This is a genomic window from Pelagibacterium sp. (assembly GCF_035555455.1).
Taxonomy (GTDB): Bacteria; Pseudomonadota; Alphaproteobacteria; order Rhizobiales; family Devosiaceae; genus Pelagibacterium.
In genome coordinates this window covers 57,930-75,879 of sequence record NZ_DATMGM010000025.1, presented here as the reverse complement: position 1 = coordinate 75,879, position 17,950 = coordinate 57,930, and the positions used below count along the sequence as shown (strand labels likewise).

At 59.9% G+C, this 17,950-nt stretch carries 16 protein-coding genes; all 16 read right to left on the bottom strand.

The annotated features are described in order from the left end of the window. Nucleotides 1–68 precede the first annotated feature (68 nt). Nucleotides 69–212: a hypothetical protein gene (locus VNS12_RS04455; protein WP_325486634.1), complete on the bottom strand. Its 144-nt coding sequence runs from the start codon at nucleotides 210–212 to the stop codon at nucleotides 69–71. Nucleotides 213–330: 118 nt separating this feature from the next. Beyond that, nucleotides 331–1,017, bottom strand: coding sequence for an ABC transporter ATP-binding protein (locus tag VNS12_RS04450; RefSeq protein ID WP_325486633.1), 687 nt, complete (start codon nucleotides 1,015–1,017; stop codon nucleotides 331–333). After that, nucleotides 1,010–2,377, bottom strand: coding sequence for an ABC transporter permease (locus tag VNS12_RS04445; RefSeq protein ID WP_325486632.1), 1,368 nt, complete (start codon nucleotides 2,375–2,377; stop codon nucleotides 1,010–1,012). Before VNS12_RS04445 ends, VNS12_RS04450 begins: the two co-directional genes overlap by 8 nt. Further along, on the bottom strand, nucleotides 2,374–3,723 hold the full coding sequence (proS, locus tag VNS12_RS04440; protein ID WP_325486631.1) for a proline--tRNA ligase: 1,350 nt from the start codon (nucleotides 3,721–3,723) through the stop codon (nucleotides 2,374–2,376). Before proS ends, VNS12_RS04445 begins: the two co-directional genes overlap by 4 nt. 385 nt (nucleotides 3,724–4,108) lie before the next feature. Further along, nucleotides 4,109–4,354, bottom strand: a complete 246-nt coding sequence (locus VNS12_RS04435) for a DUF1467 family protein (protein ID WP_325486630.1) — start codon at nucleotides 4,352–4,354, stop codon at nucleotides 4,109–4,111. Between the two features lie 87 nt (nucleotides 4,355–4,441). Further along, nucleotides 4,442–6,124, bottom strand: coding sequence for a ribonuclease J (locus tag VNS12_RS04430; RefSeq protein ID WP_325486629.1), 1,683 nt, complete (start codon nucleotides 6,122–6,124; stop codon nucleotides 4,442–4,444). Between the two features lie 57 nt (nucleotides 6,125–6,181). After that, nucleotides 6,182–7,015 carry a biotin--[acetyl-CoA-carboxylase] ligase gene (locus tag VNS12_RS04425; protein ID WP_325486628.1) on the bottom strand — a complete coding sequence of 278 codons (834 nt, stop codon included), beginning with the start codon at nucleotides 7,013–7,015 and terminating at the stop codon, nucleotides 6,182–6,184. A gap of 12 nt (nucleotides 7,016–7,027) precedes the next feature. Further along, on the bottom strand, nucleotides 7,028–8,473 hold the full coding sequence (nuoN, locus tag VNS12_RS04420) for an NADH-quinone oxidoreductase subunit NuoN (RefSeq protein WP_325486627.1): 1,446 nt from the start codon (nucleotides 8,471–8,473) through the stop codon (nucleotides 7,028–7,030). A 9-nt stretch (nucleotides 8,474–8,482) separates the two neighbouring features. Then, nucleotides 8,483–9,976, bottom strand: a complete 1,494-nt coding sequence (locus VNS12_RS04415; RefSeq protein WP_414693063.1) for an NADH-quinone oxidoreductase subunit M — start codon at nucleotides 9,974–9,976, stop codon at nucleotides 8,483–8,485. After that, nucleotides 9,973–11,931 (bottom strand): NADH-quinone oxidoreductase subunit L, encoded by a 1,959-nt coding sequence (gene nuoL, locus VNS12_RS04410; RefSeq protein ID WP_325486626.1) that lies wholly within the window; start codon nucleotides 11,929–11,931, stop codon nucleotides 9,973–9,975. The genes VNS12_RS04415 and nuoL overlap by 4 nt, the downstream gene beginning before the upstream one ends. A gap of 65 nt (nucleotides 11,932–11,996) precedes the next feature. Next, nucleotides 11,997–12,311, bottom strand: a complete 315-nt coding sequence (gene nuoK, locus VNS12_RS04405; RefSeq protein WP_325486658.1) for an NADH-quinone oxidoreductase subunit NuoK — start codon at nucleotides 12,309–12,311, stop codon at nucleotides 11,997–11,999. 9 nt (nucleotides 12,312–12,320) lie between these two features. After that, nucleotides 12,321–12,929 carry an NADH-quinone oxidoreductase subunit J gene (locus VNS12_RS04400; protein WP_325486625.1) on the bottom strand — a complete coding sequence of 203 codons (609 nt, stop codon included), beginning with the start codon at nucleotides 12,927–12,929 and terminating at the stop codon, nucleotides 12,321–12,323. Nucleotides 12,930–12,938: 9 nt separating this feature from the next. After that, the gene (gene nuoI, locus VNS12_RS04395; RefSeq protein WP_325486624.1) at nucleotides 12,939–13,427 is read right to left on the bottom strand and encodes an NADH-quinone oxidoreductase subunit NuoI; all 489 of its coding nucleotides are present in this window, start codon (nucleotides 13,425–13,427) and stop codon (nucleotides 12,939–12,941) included. Between the two features lie 9 nt (nucleotides 13,428–13,436). Continuing rightward, on the bottom strand, nucleotides 13,437–14,534 hold the full coding sequence (gene nuoH / locus VNS12_RS04390) for an NADH-quinone oxidoreductase subunit NuoH (protein WP_325486623.1): 1,098 nt from the start codon (nucleotides 14,532–14,534) through the stop codon (nucleotides 13,437–13,439). A gap of 9 nt (nucleotides 14,535–14,543) precedes the next feature. Beyond that, nucleotides 14,544–16,637: an NADH-quinone oxidoreductase subunit NuoG gene (gene nuoG, locus VNS12_RS04385; protein WP_325486622.1), complete on the bottom strand. Its 2,094-nt coding sequence runs from the start codon at nucleotides 16,635–16,637 to the stop codon at nucleotides 14,544–14,546. Nucleotides 16,638–16,642: 5 nt separating this feature from the next. Further along, nucleotides 16,643–17,950 (bottom strand): NADH-quinone oxidoreductase subunit NuoF, encoded by a 1,308-nt coding sequence (nuoF, locus tag VNS12_RS04380; protein WP_325486621.1) that lies wholly within the window; start codon nucleotides 17,948–17,950, stop codon nucleotides 16,643–16,645.

Sequence of the window (17,950 nt, the reverse complement as noted above, 5' to 3'; positions counted from 1 at the left end):
CCGATCAGTTATGGAACTCCCGGACGGTCCGGCTGCGGATTTCGTCCGCAGCGCCGAGCGCCCGGGAATCAAACGAGATAGGTCATCATATCGAAATAGAACAGCATCACGCCACCGAACGCGGTGAGCGAAACAAGAGCCATGAAATCCTTGACCAAAGCGAGCATGGGAACCTCCAGCACAGTGTTTATGCTTTGTTCTTCTACGTTCATTTTTTGTTCCTGTCCAGATATTGAGAACTCTGGGGATATCGACGGTTAACAAAGTGTGGATAACAAAAAACCCCGGAGCCCAACTGCACCGAGGTTCGGACAAGAAAGCCGCCTGCTTTTAAAGGGTTGTGGCGTGCACCTTGCCGTCCACAATGGTCACGATCCGATCGGCCTTGCGGGCCAAATCATGATTGTGCGTGGCGATGATGCAGCCGGCATTCTGCTTTCGGATCAAATCCGAGAGCGCACGGAACACAGTATCCGAAGTGCCGGGATCGAGATTGCCGGTCGGCTCGTCGGCGAGGATCAGGCTGGGGCGGTTAGCGGCGGCGCGCGCAATGGCCACCCGCTGCTGTTCCCCCCCCGAGAGTTCCGCGGGTCGATGGTCTGCGCGATGGCTGATCCCCAGGGCGTCCAGCAGGGCCATGGCGCGTTCATTGCCGACGCTCTGGCTCTCCCCCGCGATCAGTTGTGGCATCGTGACGTTTTCGAGGGCACTGAACTCAGGCAAAAGGTGGTGGAATTGATAGACGTAGCCGATCTTGTGTCGGCGCAGCAGGGTCCGCTGCCGGTCGGCGAGCTTTGCCGTGCGTTCGCCGTCGATATCCACTTCCCCATCGGTTGGCCGCTCCAGCAGCCCGCAAATATGCAGCAAGGTCGACTTGCCCGCCCCTGAAGGCGCGACCAGCGCGACGATCTCGCCCCGGCTGACCGTGAGATCCGCGCCGGTGAGGACGTGGATCGCCCCTTCCCCATCGCCGTAGGTTCGGCGCACGTTGCGCAGGCTCAAGAGTGCGTCACTCATAACGCAAGGCCTCCACGGGATCGTATTGGGCCGCACGCCAGGCAGGGTAGAGCGTCGCGAGGAATGACAACGCCAGCGCCATGACCAGCACAACCGTCACCTCTGTCGGATCGACGCGCGAGGGCAGTTGGGACAACATGAACACCTCAGGCGGGAACAGCGCCACGCCGATGACATCGGAAATCCACGCCCGAATGGTTTCGGCATTGATGGCGAGAACCAGCCCAAGGAGAAACCCTGCGATGGTGCCGATAAAGCCGATAGCGGTGCCCGTGATGCAGAAGATGCGCATGATCGAGGCTCGCGTCGCGCCCATGGTGCGCAGCACGGCGATGTCGGGGCCCTTGTCCTTCACCAGCATCACCAGGCTGGAGATGATGTTGAAAGCGGCGACAAGGACGATCATCGAAAGGATGGTGAACATCACCACCCTCTCAACCTGGAGCGCTGAAAAGAATGTCTGATTGCGCCGCTGCCAGTCGGTGAAGACCATGGGGCGGCCTGCGGCCTGCTCCAGTTCCAGCTGTTTGCTCCAGGTGGAATCTGGATCGGTGAGGAACACTTCAACCGCGGTCGCGGTATAGACCCGCTCATAGGCGGCATCGATTTCCTCGTCGGTCGCCATCAGCGGCAGTTCGTCGAACCCTTCACGCAAGCGGTCTTCGTAAAGGCGGAAATAGTTCTGCGCAGCGCGGATCGGCATGAACACGAACAGAGAGTCAAATTCCACCATTCCCACATCAAAGATAACATTGACGGGATAGGATCGGATTTGCGGTGTGGATCCCAGGGGCGTGCGCGGACCATTGGGCGTCACGATCGTAATAGGGTCGCCGATCGTGACACCAAGCTGGGACGCCATGCGTACGCCGATGGCAACGCCTTCAAGATCATCCCAATCTTCCCAGCCGCCGGCAAGCGTACTGGAATAGAGCAGCGGCAGCTTCTCGATGTCTGAAAGAGACATGCCGCGCACGTTGACCCCGGAAGAATTGTAGGTGCCCGTCGCCAGCGCCTGCCCCTCGACAAAGGCCACAGCCGACACCACGCCATCCACGGTTTCGAGCCGGTCCCGCACGGCCTCGTAATCGTGGAACACCTCCTCGATGGGAAACGCCGTAAAATGACCGTTGAGCCCCAAAATCTTGGTCAGCAGCTCATCGCGGAACCCGTTCATCACGCTCATCACGACGATCAACGTCGCGACACCAATGGCAATGCCGATCATCGTCAGCCCGGCAATCACCGAGATGAACGTGTCGCGTCGGCGCGCCCGCAGATAGCGACCGGAGACCAGCCACTCGAAACGCGAAAACGGTCGCGGGCTCTTCTTCAGGCTGGCATTGGCTGTGGAGGTCAAACGGCGTCCCTGCGTTCGGGTTCGATAAGAGCCTTGAGGCGCGCAACCGCATCCTCGATGCCCAGTGTCTCACGCTCACCGCTCTTGCGATGCTTGATCTCGACTTCTCCGGAAGCCAGTCCGCGCGGGCCGGCAATCAGCTGGAAGGGAATGCCGATCAGGTCAGCTGTGGCAAATTTCTGGCCCGCGCCCATCTCGCGATCATCATAGAGCACGTCGATGCCGGCGGCATCGAGTTGGCCATAGAGTTTTTCGCTTGCGGCGTCGCAGGCCGCATCGCCGGATTTGAGATTGATCAGGCTCACCTCGAATGGCGCGACGGAGACCGGCCAAACGATCCCATCTTCGTCATGGCTCGCTTCGATGATGGCGGGGATGATGCGCGTCAACCCGATACCGTACGAGCCCATATGGACAGTGGCTTCCTTTCCGTCCGGCCCGGTAACCGTCGCCCCCATGGGTTCGGAATATTTGGTGCCAAAGTAGAACACCTGTCCCACTTCGATGCCCCGGGCAGCGATGCGCTTGTCTTCGGGCACCTTGGCCGCAAACTCGGCTTCGTCGTGCATGTCCTCGGTCGCGGCATAGAGCGCGGTCCAATCCGAGACGATCGACGACAAATCGCTGTCGAAATCGATGTCGCTTCCCGGAATGGCCGTATCGAGCAGGTCTGCGTGGCAGAAAACGCCACTTTCACCGGTTTCTGCCAACACGATGAATTCATGGGACAAGTCGCCGCCGATGGGACCGGTTTCGGCGCGCATCGGCACGGCTGTGAGGCCCATGCGGTGATAGGTCCGCAGATAGGCGATGAACATCTTGTTATAGGCCTTGATCGCGTCTTCCTTGTTGAGATCGAAGGAATAGGCATCCTTCATCAGGAACTCGCGGCTGCGCATGGTTCCAAAGCGCGGGCGGATCTCGTCGCGGAACTTCCACTGTATGTGGTAAAGATTGAGCGGCAAATCCTTGTAGGAGCGGACCGAAGAGCGGAAGATCGCGGTGATCATCTCTTCGTTGGTCGGACCATAGAGCATGTCGCGCTCATGGCGGTCCTGCATCCGCAGCATTTCCTTGCCGTAATCCTCGTACCGCCCGGACTCACGCCACAGGTCCGCGTTCTGGAGCGTAGGCATCAGCAGTTCGATGGCCCCTGCCCGGTTCTGCTCTTCCTCGATGATGCGCTGAATCTTGCGCAGCACCTTGTAGCCGAGTGGCAGCCAGGCATACATTCCGGCCCCCTGCTGGGAGATCATGCCCGCCCGTAGCATCAGCCGATGGGAAATGATTTCCGCTTCTTTGGGCGTTTCCTTGAGGACGGGAAGGAAATAACGGGACAGGCGCATGAAAACTCCGAATTGCCGCAGACCGACTCAAGGCTCAATAATAGGCCGCACAATCAAGCGCAAGCAGGCTCGCGCTGACAAGCGACAATGCTGGAATGCGGCCAATTTGAGCCTTTTGCCAACGGGTGTGACAAATCCACGCATTTTGTGCTTGTCCAGGCAAAATGTCCTTGATAGGGTCCGCCCATAAAACCAATAGACAGGCACAACCTGTCCTGACGCGGACAACGTCAAGGGAGGAGCACTGGCCGCCCGATCTGAGCGCTGTAAGACCAGTGGATTGTCGCGAAACTTTTCCAAAGTGCAGGGCATCGCCCTGCACTTTTTTATTTCACTTACAAAGATTTGCCGCCCGACCTTCATGCAAAAAGATCGGATTTCGGCCTTAGGCCCAGTAATCCTGGAGCGCGGGATTGCCCAGTATCCAGAACACAGCCACGGTCAGCACCGCTGAAATGATGGTGGTGATCAGCGCCTTCTGCCACAGATAGGTCTTCACCGGAGCGCCGGGGTCCGTGCCGTCAGCGATCTCCCCATCCTCGTGCTGGCTGCGCACCGAGAACGGCAGAACGACAAAAAGCACGGTCCACCAGACCACGAAATAAATCGCGATATAGGTCAATGGCTGCATGCCTGAGGTCCACCCCACTGTCTTGGGCCTTCCGTCCGAGAGCCACGAAGGATCGACCGGAAGACCTCCAATAAAAAATCAGGTCCTTCAGACCTTGTGAACGAACACTTTCACGATGGGCTTGCGCCCCCACGCGTGGTTGAGTTCGGCGCGCACCGCACGGCGGATGGCCTCTGCGAAACGGTTGGTATCGGACCGCCGCTTTTCGGCAAAGCCCTTGATGGCGCCACGCGCCGCCGAATGGGCAACAGCGCTCAACGGATCGTCATCGTCGGCCAAATCCGGCAGACCGTCCAGATCGAATACCGGACCCGAGACGATCTGTCCCTTGCCGTTAATCGCAAGGCTCACGACGACAACGCCGCCAAAAGCCAGTCGGCGCCGATCACGAACATTGGATTCCTCGGGCGTGCAGACGAGATTACCGTCCAGGTAGAGCACGCCGGTGCGCACTTCATTGCGTGAATGTTTCAGCGTCGGATACAGCCGCACCATGTCCCCGTTGCGGATCGAGAACACTTTGGGGATACCCTTCTCACGGCCAAACGTAGCGTGGGCCTCAAGATGCATCGGCTCGCCATGCACCGGAATCAGCACATCCGGCTTGAGCCAATCGTAGAGCTGGGCCAGCTCATGGCGGCGGGGGTGGCCGGAAACGTGAATGGTTTCCCGGTCCGCTGTCACGATCTCGACGCCCTGGTCGACCAGCTTGTTCTGGATATCGAGTACGGCCTTCTCGTTGCCTGGAATGGCCCAGGACGAAAAAATCGCCATGTCACCGGGCGAAAGCTTGATGACCGGATGAGAACCATCGGCAATGCGAGCCATGGCTGCGCGGGATTCGCCCTGACTGCCCGTGCAGATCAGCACAACCTTGTCGCGTGGCAGAGTGTCGAAGGCATCCTGATCGAGAAAGGGCGGAATGTCTTCCATCATGCCCAGTTCACGCGCGATGCCCGCGATTCGATGCACCGCCCTGCCCGCCGCGACGACCTGCCGGTCGGCTTTGGCCGCCGCGCGCGCAATCGAGATCATCCGCCCAAGGTTGGACGCAAAGATCGTCACCGCCACCCGGTTCTTGGCCGAAGCGATCAGCCGTTCCAGGTTGACGCCAACCTCGGTTTCCGAGGGGCTGTCCCCGTCTTTCATGGCGTTGGTCGAGTCGCAAACCAGCGCAATAGGCTCGCCATCCGACCCGATCTCCCTGAACCGCGCCATGTTGGTTGCCGGGGTGCCAATTGGCAAAGGATCGATCTTCCAGTCACCGGTATGCACCACACGACCGGCTGGCGTCGAAATCAGCAAAGCATTGGATTCCGGGATCGAGTGCGAAACCTCGATGGCTTCTACGGTGAACGGGCCGACATGGAACGGCACACCCGGCTCGAACAGCTGGATTTCGACATCGTCCACGATATTGTTGGAAATGCGCTTGGCCCTGAGCATGGCCGCGCCGAATTTTCCAGCAAAAACCGGCTTATCGAAACTGGGCCACAAGTCGAGGATCGCGCCAAAATGGTCCTCATGAGCGTGGGTCAGCACCAGCCCGACGACGTTCTCGGCCTGGTCTTCCAGAAAATAGGGGTCGGGCATGACCAGTTCGATGCCGGGCAATTCGGGGCCCCCGAAGCTCACGCCACAATCGACCACCAGCCATTTGCGCTTCTCTTCGGGGCCAAAGCCGTACAGGCCCATGTTCATGCCGATTTCGCCCACGCCTCCAAGAGGCACGAAGACGAGTTCTTCGATCCCGGAATTCTTTTTTGCCATTAGCGGATTGCGCCGTCGCAAGGCGGCGGCGTCCCTGTTTCTAACGGCCCGCATCGTCTAGCGCAGCGTTGCCGTGGTTCCAAAATGGACGTCGCCCGCGGTAATCGCGATACGGTGCCCGTCGTCATCGCGGACAATCAGATGGCCCGCTTCATCAATCGTTTCAAAAATTCCGCGCAACACGCCGTCCTTGCGCTGAACGGCCACCTCGCCACCAATTCCAGCGGCCCGCTCGCGCCACAGACGAATGATCGCCGGGGTGCCTTCACCATCGTTCCATGTCTGGTAGCACTCGACCCAGCTTTCCGCCAGTGCCTCAAAAACTGTCGCAGCGTCGATAGCTGCGCCCAGCGCGGCCAGCGAAGTCGCCGGATACGGCACGTCCTTGGGGGCTGCGACGACGTTGACGCCGATGCCGATCACGATTGCGGTGCGGCCATCGGGACGTTTTGACGCTTCGAGCATGATGCCCGCCAGCTTGGCCCCATCGCTCAGCAGGTCATTGGGCCATTTGAGCGCAAACCGCGTCTTGCCTCCCCCGCTCGCCCCGTCCGCGCCATCGAGTGCGCTGTGGATCGCTGCTTGTGGGATCACACGGGCAAGAGCAGTGTTGAGCGCTACGCCGGCCACAAAACCAAGGCTGGCAAGGCTGGCAGCCGGGGCATCGGGCACAATGAGTAGCGAGGCGGCGAGATTGCCATGAGGGCTCTCCCAGGCCCGTCCGCGCCGTCCCCTGCCCTCGGTCTGCTGCAAGGCCGCAAACCACAGCTGGCCCGCATCCCCATCCATGGCAGCCTGCATCGCCAGGGTGTTGGTGGACCCGACCGTATCGAAACCCACCACCCGGTACCCGGCATTGAGTGCCCGTTTGGAAAGCGGAAACGTAACCACCCGTCCTCGGCTCTAGAGCAATGCTGTGGCCGCGCCACGGGCCAGGGCCGTCAGCGGTGCGCCCACCGTGAAGTAATAGGTGAGGATCAGAAACCCGGTAAAGGCCAGCACCACGCGCACTTCGACGGGCGGAATGGCATAGGTCTGGGTCGGCTCATCAAAATACATGACCTTGACGATCCGCAGATAATAAAACGCGCTCACCGCGCTCGCCAGCATGCCGATGACAGCCAGCACGAACAGCTGCGCTTCCATCGCTGCGAGGAACACCTGCCACTTGGCGAAAAATCCGGCCAGAGGCGGCAGCCCGACCAGCGAAAACATGAACAGCGCCATCACCGCCGCTACGAACGGACGATTGCGGGCCAAGCCTGCAAGGTCATCGATGGTTTCGACATATCCGTTTTCGTTGCGCAGGGCCAAAAGACAGCCAAATGTCCCGATGGTCATGACCATGTAGATCGCCATGTAGATGGCAATGCCTTCGACACCCACCAGATTGCCCGCTGAAAGGCCGACAAGCGCAAAACCGACATGGCCGATTGAGGAATAGGCCAGCAGGCGCTTGAGATTGTTCTGCCCGATGGCTGCAAATGACGCGAGCACCATGGAAGCGATGGACAAAAAGATCACCACCTGCTGCCAGTCACGCGCGATGGGCTCGAAACCGTCGAACACGAGCCGGATCAACAGAGCCATCGCTGCCACTTTCGGCGCCGAGGCGAAAAATGCCGTCACCGGCGTGGGCGCGCCTTCATAAACGTCGGGCGTCCACATATGGAACGGCACGGCGGAAATCTTGAAGGCGACACCGGCAAGCAGGAACACAAGACCGAAGATCACGCCCGGATTACGGTCGCCAAGCGCCACGGCCTGAGCGATTTCCGGCAATTGGGTATGGCCGGTAAATCCATAGACCAGCGACGCGCCATAGAGCAGCATCCCCGAGGACAAGGCCCCGAGCACGAAATATTTCAGCCCCGCTTCGGTCGCCTTGCCGCTATCGCGCTTGAACGCAGCCAACACATACAACGCCAACGATTGCAGTTCGAGGCCGACATAAAGGCTCATCAGATCATTGGCCGACACCATCATCATCATGCCAACTGTGGCCATGACGACGAGCACGGGATATTCGAACTTGTTGAGCCCGCTGTCGGACGCGCTCGACACCGACAACACGAGTGCGAGCGCCGATCCTGTGACGATCAGCACCTTCATGAAGCGCGCGAAGCCGTCATTGATGAAGCCGTTCTGGAAGATCGTGCCTTCCGAGGGCATGAAGGCGATCAGCACCGCGACCGCGATCAGCAGCCCGATAGCGATGCCGGTCACGCCGGCGGCGATCTCTTTTTTGGCGAACACGCCGACCATCAGCAGCGCCAGCGCCCCGACGATCAGCACGAATTCGGGATAGGCAGGCGCCAGGGCGGCGAAACCGGGAAATTCGGACACCATAGTCACCTCCTAATGCGCCAGACCGATAGCGGACTGGTACTGATCGACCAGCGCCTGCACCGAAACGGCAGTCGCGTCGAGCAGCGGCGCGGGGTAGAAACCGAAGAGGATTGTCAGGACAATCAGCGGGGCGAGCATCGCCACTTCACGTGGATTGAGATCAAGAATCGCCTTGAGGCTCTCCTTGTCCAGCGCGCCCCAGATGATCTTGCGATACAGCCAGAGTGCGTAGCAGGCCGAAAGGATCACGCCGGTCGCTGCAAACACTGCAAACCACGTATTGACCTGGAACATTCCCAGCAGCGTCAGGAACTCGCCCACGAAACCGGACGTGCCCGGCAAGCCCACATTAGCCATGGTGAACACCATGAACGCGAATGCGTATTTGGGCATGCGTTCGACCAGCCCACCATAGGCGGCAATCTCGCGGGTGTGCATGCGGTCATAGATGACGCCAACACACAGGAACAGCGCTCCGGACACGATGCCGTGAGAGATCATCTGGAAGATCGCTCCCTGAACCCCCTGCACATTGCCGGCAAAGATGCCCATCGTGACAAAGCCCATATGCGCCACTGAGGAATAGGCGATGAGCTTTTTCATGTCGGTCTGCACGAAGGCCACCAGCGAGGTGACGATAATTGCGGCGACAGAGAGAAAGAACACGAAGCTGGAAAAATACGCAGAAGCTTCTGGAAACATCGGCAGCGAAAAGCGCAGGAACCCATAGCCGCCCAGCTTGAGCAGGATGGCTGCAAGGATGACCGAGCCCGCCGTTGGCGCCTCGACGTGCGCTTCAGGTAGCCAGCGGTGGAGCGGCCACATGGGCATCTTGACCGCCAGCGAGGCAAAGAAGGCCAACCACAGCCAGTATTGCATCGATTCCGGGAACTCGACGCGCAGCAGGCGCGAGATATCGAGCGTTCCGCCCTGCCAGTACATGGCCATGATGGCCAGCAACATCAGCACCGAGCCGGTAAAAGTATAAAAGAAAAACTTGTAGCTGGCCTGGATACGCCGCTTTCCACCCCATATCCCGATGATCAGGAACATGGGAATGAGGGTGCCCTCGAAAAACACGTAGAACATGGCCAGATCGAGCGTAGCGAAAACGCCGATCATCAGCATTTCAAGCACAAGGAACAGCACCATGTACTCGCGCACCCGGAAGGTGATCGATTCCCAGCTGGCAAGGATGCACATGGGCATCAGCAGGCCGGTCAGCACAATGAACAGGACCGAAATTCCATCCACGCCCATGCGATAGCCGATCACGTCGCCGAGCCAGAGCTGGTTCTGAACGAACTGGAAATCGGCTGTTTCGGGGTCGAATATGGCCCACATGACCAGCGTGAAGACGAAAGTAACGATTGTGGTCGCCAGCGCGATGCGCTTGATATTGGTGACCGCGGCCTCGTCGCGTCCGGGCGTCAGGAGAATGAAGAATGCCCCGACCAACGGCAGAAACGTCACGATGGTCAGGATGTTGCTTTCAAGAATCATCCCAGAAGTCCCCCGGCGGCGATGGCCCAAGTGATAAGGGCGGCAACGCCGATGAGCATGGCGAATGCATAGTGATAGAGGTAGCCCGATTGCAGGCGGGTGACGTAACCGGTCACCTGCCTCACCCGCCGCCCGAGGCCCTCGGTGAGCGTTTCGTCGATCAGCCAGTCGTCGAAGCCCTTCCATAGAGCCGTTCCGATCCAGCGGGCCGGACGTACGAAAATCCGGTCATAGAGCTCGTCGAAATACCACTTGTTGACGAGGAACTGATAGAGGCCACGATGTTCCTCGGCCAGCCTGCGGGGTGTTTCCGGGCTGCGGATATACATGAACCAGGCGGCGACGAACCCGATCACCATGGCAAGGGTTGCCGACCACTTCACCCAGACTGGAACATGGTGGGCCGCATCGAGCAATTGCTCGTCGACAACGACCGAGCCGTTGAAGAACGCCATAACCTCGTCTGCGTGTTCGAAGAACACCGGGTAAAACACCACACCGGACAGCACCGCGCCGATGGCGAGCACATAGAGCGGCGTCAGCATCACATTTGGGCTCTCATGAGCCCCTTCGACCGTGGCCTGATCGGCGCGGGTCGGACCGTGGAAGGTGAGATGGATCAGTCTCCAGGAATAGAAGCTGGTGAACATCGCCGCGACCACCAGCAGCCAGAAGGCCAGCGAGCCCGCGCTGCCGCCAAAGGCATAAGCGGATTCGATGATGGCATCCTTGGAGAAAAACCCTGCGAAACCCAAAGGCGTGCCGGGAATACCCACCCCGGTCAGCGCCAGTGTCCCTATCAGCATCATCGCGTAAGTGATCGGCACCTTTTTGGCGATCCCGCCCATCCGGCGCATATCCTGCTCATGGTGCATGGCGTGGATGACCGATCCCGCCCCGAGAAACAGCAGCGCCTTGAAAAAGGCGTGGGTGAACAGATGGAACACGCCCGCCGAATAGGCCCCTACCCCCAGTGCCACGAACATATAGCCCAGTTGCGAACAGGTCGAATAGGCAATGACGCGCTTGATGTCGTTCTGGACCAGCCCAACCGTCGCGGCAAAGAACGCGGTGATCGCCCCGATATAGATGACGAACAGGGTTGCCGACTCGCTGAGTTCGAACATCGGCGAGAGGCGCGCCACCATGAACACCCCCGCCGTCACCATCGTGGCCGCGTGGATCAGGGCAGAAACCGGCGTCGGACCCTCCATGGCATCGGGGAGCCATGTGTGCAGGAGGAATTGCGCGGACTTGCCCATCGCGCCCATGAACAGCAGCAGGCAGATGACGGTCATCGCATGCGCGTCCCACCACAGGAACTGGATCGTCGCATCGGCCATATTCGGCAGTGCGGCAAAGGTTTCATCGAACCCCAGTGTGCCGATGACGAAAAATGTCGCGAGGATACCCAGGAGGAAGCCGAAATCGCCGACACGGTTGACGACAAAGGCCTTCATTGCGGCTGCCCGCGCCGACTCCTTTTGGTACCAGAACCCAATCAGCAGGTATGAAGCCAGCCCGACGCCTTCCCAGCCAAAGAACATCTGCACGAAGTTGTCGGCCGTCACCAGCATCAGCATGGCGAAGGTGAAAAGCGACAGGTAGGCAAAAAACCGCGCCCGGTGCGGGTCGTCGTGCATGTACCCGATCGAATACAGATGCACGAGTGCGGAGACGGTGTTGACCACAACCAGCATGATCGCGGTCAGCGTATCGACGCGCAGCACCCAGTCGACAGACAGCTCCCCCGAATGAATCCAGCTCAGCACCGTTATCGAGAACGGCTCGCCTGAGCCGAAAAAGAAAGGCAGGAAAACTACCCAGGATAGCGCTGCCGCCGCCATCAACAGCGACGTAGTGAGAATTTCCGCCGGCTTGTGCCCGATGAAGCGGCCAAAAAGCCCGGCCACCAGCGCGCCGATCAGCGGCAAGAAGACGATTGCCTGAATCATTGCTGCCCTACCCCCCGGAGCATGACTTTTTCCGAAAGCCGGATTTGCCTTTTCGGAGCCATGCCCTAGCCCTTCATCATGTTGACGTCGTCAACCGCGATGGAGCCGCGGTTACGGAAGAAGATCACAAGGATCGCCAGCCCGATGGCGGCCTCCGCTGCGGCAACCGTCAGGATGACAAGCGCAAACACCTGCCCGACCAGATCGCCCAGATGATTGGAAAACGCGACGAGATTGATGTTCACCGACAGAAGGATCAGTTCCACCGACATCAGGATGATGATGATGTTCTTGCGATTGAGAAAAATCCCGAACACCCCGATGGTGAACAAAATGGCCGCGACGGTCAGGAAGTGACCGAGCCCGATAACCGGTGTCATCATTGTCCCCTAAAGCCCTTTTCCGCTCTCTACCTTGACGACCTCGACGCCGGTCGCCTTGGTGCGCGCCACCTGTTGCGCCACGTCCTGGCGCTTGACGTTCGGCTTGTGCCGCAATGTCAAAACGATGGCCCCAACCATCGCCACCAGCAGCACGAGACCGCAGGCCTGGAAGAGATGGATGTAATCGGTGTAGAGCACCCGTCCGAGCGCCCGCGTATTCTCAATGGTGCCGTCGATGGGCAATACGCCCGTCCCCGCCACCTCGGGCACCAGATAGGCCGATCCGGCGACCAGCAGCAATTCAAGCAGCAGGATGATGCCGATCACGAAGCCAAATGGCGCATATTGCAGGATTCCGCGCCGCAGCTCTGCAAAGTCCACGTTGAGCATCATCACCACGAACAGGAACAGCACCATCACGGCGCCGACATAGACCACTATGATGATGAGTGCGAGGAACTCGGCCCCGGCCAGCATGAAAATCCCGGCGCCATTGACGAAGGCCAGGATCAGAAACAGCACCGAGTGCACCGGATTGCGCGACGAGATCACCATGATCGCCGAAGCGACCAGGACAGCCGAGAACAGGTAGAAGAAAAATAGCGGCAAGGTCACCTGTCGCTCCTAACGGTACGGCGCGTCGAGCGCGATATTGGCCGCGAGTTCGCGTTCCCAGCGATCGCCATTGGCAAGCAGGCGCTCCTTGGAGAAATAGAGTTCTTCACGCGTCTCGGTTGCGAATTCGAAGTTCGGTCCTTCCACGATCGCATCGACCGGGCACGCTTCCTGGCAGAAGCCGCAATAGATGCATTTGACCATGTCGATGTCGTAGCGGACGGTTCGGCGGGTGCCATCATTCTGGCGTGGGCCTGCCTCGATGGTAATCGCCTGCGCCGGGCAAATCGCCTCGCACAGCTTGCACGCAATGCAGCGCTCTTCGCCGTTGGGATAACGCCGCAGGGCATGTTCCCCCCGGAAGCGCGGCGAGACAGGGCCCTTTTCGAACGGATAGTTGATAGTCGGCTTGGGCGAGAAGAAATATCGCATCGACAGGAAAAACGTCGAAACGAACTCCCTGAGCAAAAGCGCATCGAGAAACCGCAAAGCTCTCATGGGTTCTCCTTAAGCCATGCCGCCATGCCATCCCCAGCCGGTCAGCTGGAGAACGGCGGCGACTGCGACGACCATGAACAGCGAAATCGGCAGGAAGACCTTCCAGCCCAGCCGCATCAACTGGTCATAGCGATAGCGGGGGACGAAGGCCTTCACCATGGCGAACATGAAAAAGACCATCGACAGCTTCAAAACGAACCACACGGGTCCGGGCACCCATGTAAAGGGCGGCAGGTCGATTGGTGCTGTCCATCCGCCGAGGAACAGGATGGTGGTCAGGGCGCACATCAGGATGATCGAAACATACTCGCCGAGCATGAACATCATGTATGGCGTCGATCCGTATTCGACCATGAACCCGGCAACCAACTCGGATTCTGCTTCCGGCAGATCGAAGGGAGGACGATTGGTTTCGGCCAGTGCTGAAATAAAGAAGATCACGAAGATCGGGAACAGCGGCAGCCAGAACCAGTTGAGGAACGTCAGCCACGGCACGCCCAGCATATGGGCCAGTCCGCCCTGCTCCTGCGCTTGAACGATATGGGTGAGATTGAGCGACCCCACGCACAGCAGCACGGTGATGATGACGAAGCCGATCGAGACTTCATAGGACACCATTTGCGCCGCCGAGCGCAGCGCGCCGAGGAACGGATATTTCGAGTTCGACGCCCACCCGCCCATGATTACGCCGTAAACGCCAAGGGAGGAAATGGCGAAAATATAGAGAATGCCGACATTGATATCGGCCAGCGCCCAGCCTTCGGAAATCGGGATTACCGCCCAGGTCGATAGCGCCAGCAGCACCGAGACCAGTGGAGCGAGAATAAACACCGCCTTATCGGCCCCGGCGGGAATAACCGGTTCCTTGAAGACAAATTTCAGAAGGTCGGCAAAGCTCTGGAACAGCCCGAACGCACCCACCACGTTAGGGCCCCGCCGAATCTGAACGGCGGCCCATATCTTGCGGTCGGCCAGCAGAACATAGGCTGTAAAGATCAGCAGTGTGACCAGCAGCAACAGCGCCTTCCAGACAAAGCCGACCGTGGTTCCCAGTCCCAGGATCGGGGCTCCCACCAGGTAGTCCAGCGCGTACAAAATCCAATCCATATCGCTGCCTTACTCCGCGGCCTGTTTCAGGCCCGCCATGAGCTGCGAGCATTCGGCCATCACGGCGGATGCGCGCGCTATCGGGTTGGTGAGGTAGAAGTCGCCAACCGGCGAGATGAGGCCATATGTCGATTTCGGCGTGGCCATTTCGGCAATGGCTTCGATATCCGAGGCCTTGCCTGCTGCGATCGCATCGATCCGCGCCAGATGCGGATGCTGCTCATAGAGCACCGCTCGCAACTGGGCGAGGGAATCGAACGGCAGGGTATGGCCCAGCACCGCCGACAAGGCCCTCAATACGGCCCAATCTTCCCGCGCTTCGCCCGGTGCGAACACGGCCCGCGTGGTCGTCTGTACCCGCCCCTCGGTGTTGACGTAGGTGGCCGATTTTTCGGTGTAGGTCGCCGCTGGCAGGATAATATCGGCGCGGTGCGCTCCGGCATCGCCATGGGTGCCGATATAGACGACGGTGGTGTCGCCAAGCGCCGCCATGTCGAGTTCATCGGCTCCGAGAAGGAACAGGACGTCGAGCTTGCCGCTTCCTGCAGCCTTCGTCAGCGCCCCAGCATCCATGCCGCCACGACCCGGAACAAAACCGATATCGAGCGCTCCGACGCGGGAGGCCGCATTATGGAGCACGGAGAACCCGTTCCACTCCTCGGTCAGCGCCCCGCTGGCCCGCGCGATTTCGGCGGCGAGCGCCAAAACGTCCTTGCCTGAAACGCCGGTGACAGCACCCTCGCCCACAATCACCAATGGGCGCTTGGCAGCCTTGAGCGTATTGGCGAAGTCACCCTTGCCCGCCGCCAGATCGACCAGACTGTCGATACCGGCGCCCAGATGGGTATAGTCATAGGTGAGGTCAGCAGCTTCGCCGATGACGCCGATGGCGACATCGCCCGCGCGCCACGTTTTGCGGATGCGCGAATTGAGCACTGCGGCTTCACGGCGCGGATTGGCGCCAATGATCAGAATCGCGTCAGCGTTTTCGATACCCGCGATTGTCGCATTGAATAGATACGACGCCCTGCCCTTTTTCGGATCGAGCCCTGAGCCTGCCGGTCGTGCGTCGATATTGGCAGAGCCCAGAGCGGTCATCAGCGCCTTGAGCGCGAACATTTCTTCCACGCCGGCCAGATCGCCGGCAATCGCGCCGATCCTCTTGGGGTCTGCCTTGCCGACTGCTTTTGCGACTGCCGCGAACGCCTCGGCCCAGGTTGCGGCCTGCAACTTGCCGCCCTTTTTCACATAGGGCCGGTCAAGCCGCTGCGTGCGCAGTCCGTCCCAGATGAAACGGGTCTTGTCGGAAATCCATTCCTCGTTCACCCCCTCATGGATGCGCGGCAGGATGCGCATGACTTCGCGGCCCCGTGCATCGACCCGAATGGACGACCCCACAGCGTCCATCACGTCGATGGATTCGGTTTTGATCAATTCCCATGGGCGCGCCTGGAACGCATAGGGCTTGGACGTCAGCGCACCCACCGGGCACAGATCGATCACGTTCCCCTGCAATTCGCTGGTCAGCGCCTGCTCTAGATAGGTGGTGATCTCCATATCCTCGCCGCGCCCGGTCGCACCGAGTTCGGAAACCCCCGCCACTTCGGTGCTGAACCGCACGCAGCGGGTACACTGGATGCAGCGGGTCATCACGGTCTTGACCAGCGGACCCATATATTTGTCTTCGACGGCGCGCTTGTTCTCCCAGAACCGCGAACTGTCCACACCATAGGCCATGGCCTGATCCTGCAAATCGCACTCGCCGCCCTGATCGCAGATCGGGCAATCGAGCGGATGGTTGATCAGCAGGAATTCCATCACGCCTTCGCGGGCCTTTTTGACCATCGGCGTGTTGGTGAACATTTCGGGCGCTTCGCCATTGGGCCCGGGGCGCAGGTCGCGCACGCTCATGGCGCAACTTGCCTGGGGCTTGGGTGGCCCGCCCTTCACCTCAACGAGGCACATGCGGCAGTTTCCGGCCACCGACAGGCGTTCATGATAGCAAAAGCGCGGGATTTCGGCCCCCGCTGCCTCGGCGGCCTGCATCAGCGTGAAATGATCGGGAACCTCGATCAGTTGCCCGTCGACCTTGAGTTGCACCATAGCCCTTACTCCGCCGCGACCGATGGCACGGCGCCATCCGAGGTGGACTTGTAGGTATATGCGTCGATCCGCTCTTCGATCACATGACGGAAGTTCTTGATCAGCCCTTGGATCGGCCAGGCTGCCGCATCGCCCAGCGCGCAGATCGTGTGGCCTTCAACCTGCTTGGTCACGGCAAACAGCATGTCGATCTCGCGCTTTTGCGCTTCTCCACGCACCATCCGTTCCATCACGCGCATCATCCATCCGGTCCCCTCGCGGCACGGCGTACACTGACCGCAGCTTTCGTGCTTGTAGAAGGCCGACAGACGCCAGATCGCCTTGATGATGTCGGTGGACTTGTCCATCACGATCACCGCAGCGGTGCCTAGCGACGACCCCACTTCCCGCAGGCCATCGAAATCCATATGCGCGTTGCGGATCGTTTCGCCCGGCACGCACGGGACCGAGGACCCGCCCGGGATCACCGCCAGCAGATTGTCCCAGCCGCCGCGAATGCCGCCGCAATGCTTGTCGATCAGCTGTTCAAACGGAATGCCCATCTCTTCTTCGAAGGTGGCAGGATTGTTGACATGCCCCGAGACGCAAAACAGCTTGGTGCCGGTATTGTTCTCACGCCCGAGCCCGGAGAACCACGACGCCCCGCGCCGCAAGATTTCCGGGACGACGGCGATGGATTCGACGTTGTTGACCGTGGTGGGGCAACCATAAAGCCCCATGCCCGCCGGGAAAGGCGGCTTCAGGCGCGGCTGACCCTTCTTGCCCTCAAGCGATTCGAGCAGCGCGGTTTCTTCGCCGCAGATATAGGCCCCCGCCCCGTGATGGACGACGATATCGAAGTCCCAGCCATGGATATTGTTCTTGCCAATCAGCCGCGCGTCATAGGCCTGCTGCACCGCCGCTTCCAGGTGGTGCCGCTCGCGCATGAATTCGCCGCGGATATAGATGAACGCCGTATGAGCATCCATCGCCCTGCCAGCGATCAGGCAACCTTCGATCAAATGGTGCGGATCGTGCCGGAGAATTTCCCGATCCTTGCACGTGCCCGGCTCAGATTCGTCGGCATTGACCACGAGATAGTGCGGACGCCCGTCGCTGACCTTGGGCATGAAGCTCCATTTCAGCCCGGTGGAAAAACCAGCGCCGCCCCGGCCCCGCAGGCCCGAAGCCTTGACCTCATTGGTCAGCCATTCGCGCCCCATATCGAGCAGGTCCTTGGTGCCCTGCCAGGAGCCGCGCCGCCGCGCTCCCTCAAGGCCCCAGTCGTCCTGGCCGTAGAGATTGGTGAAAATGCGATCCTTATCCGCCAGCAT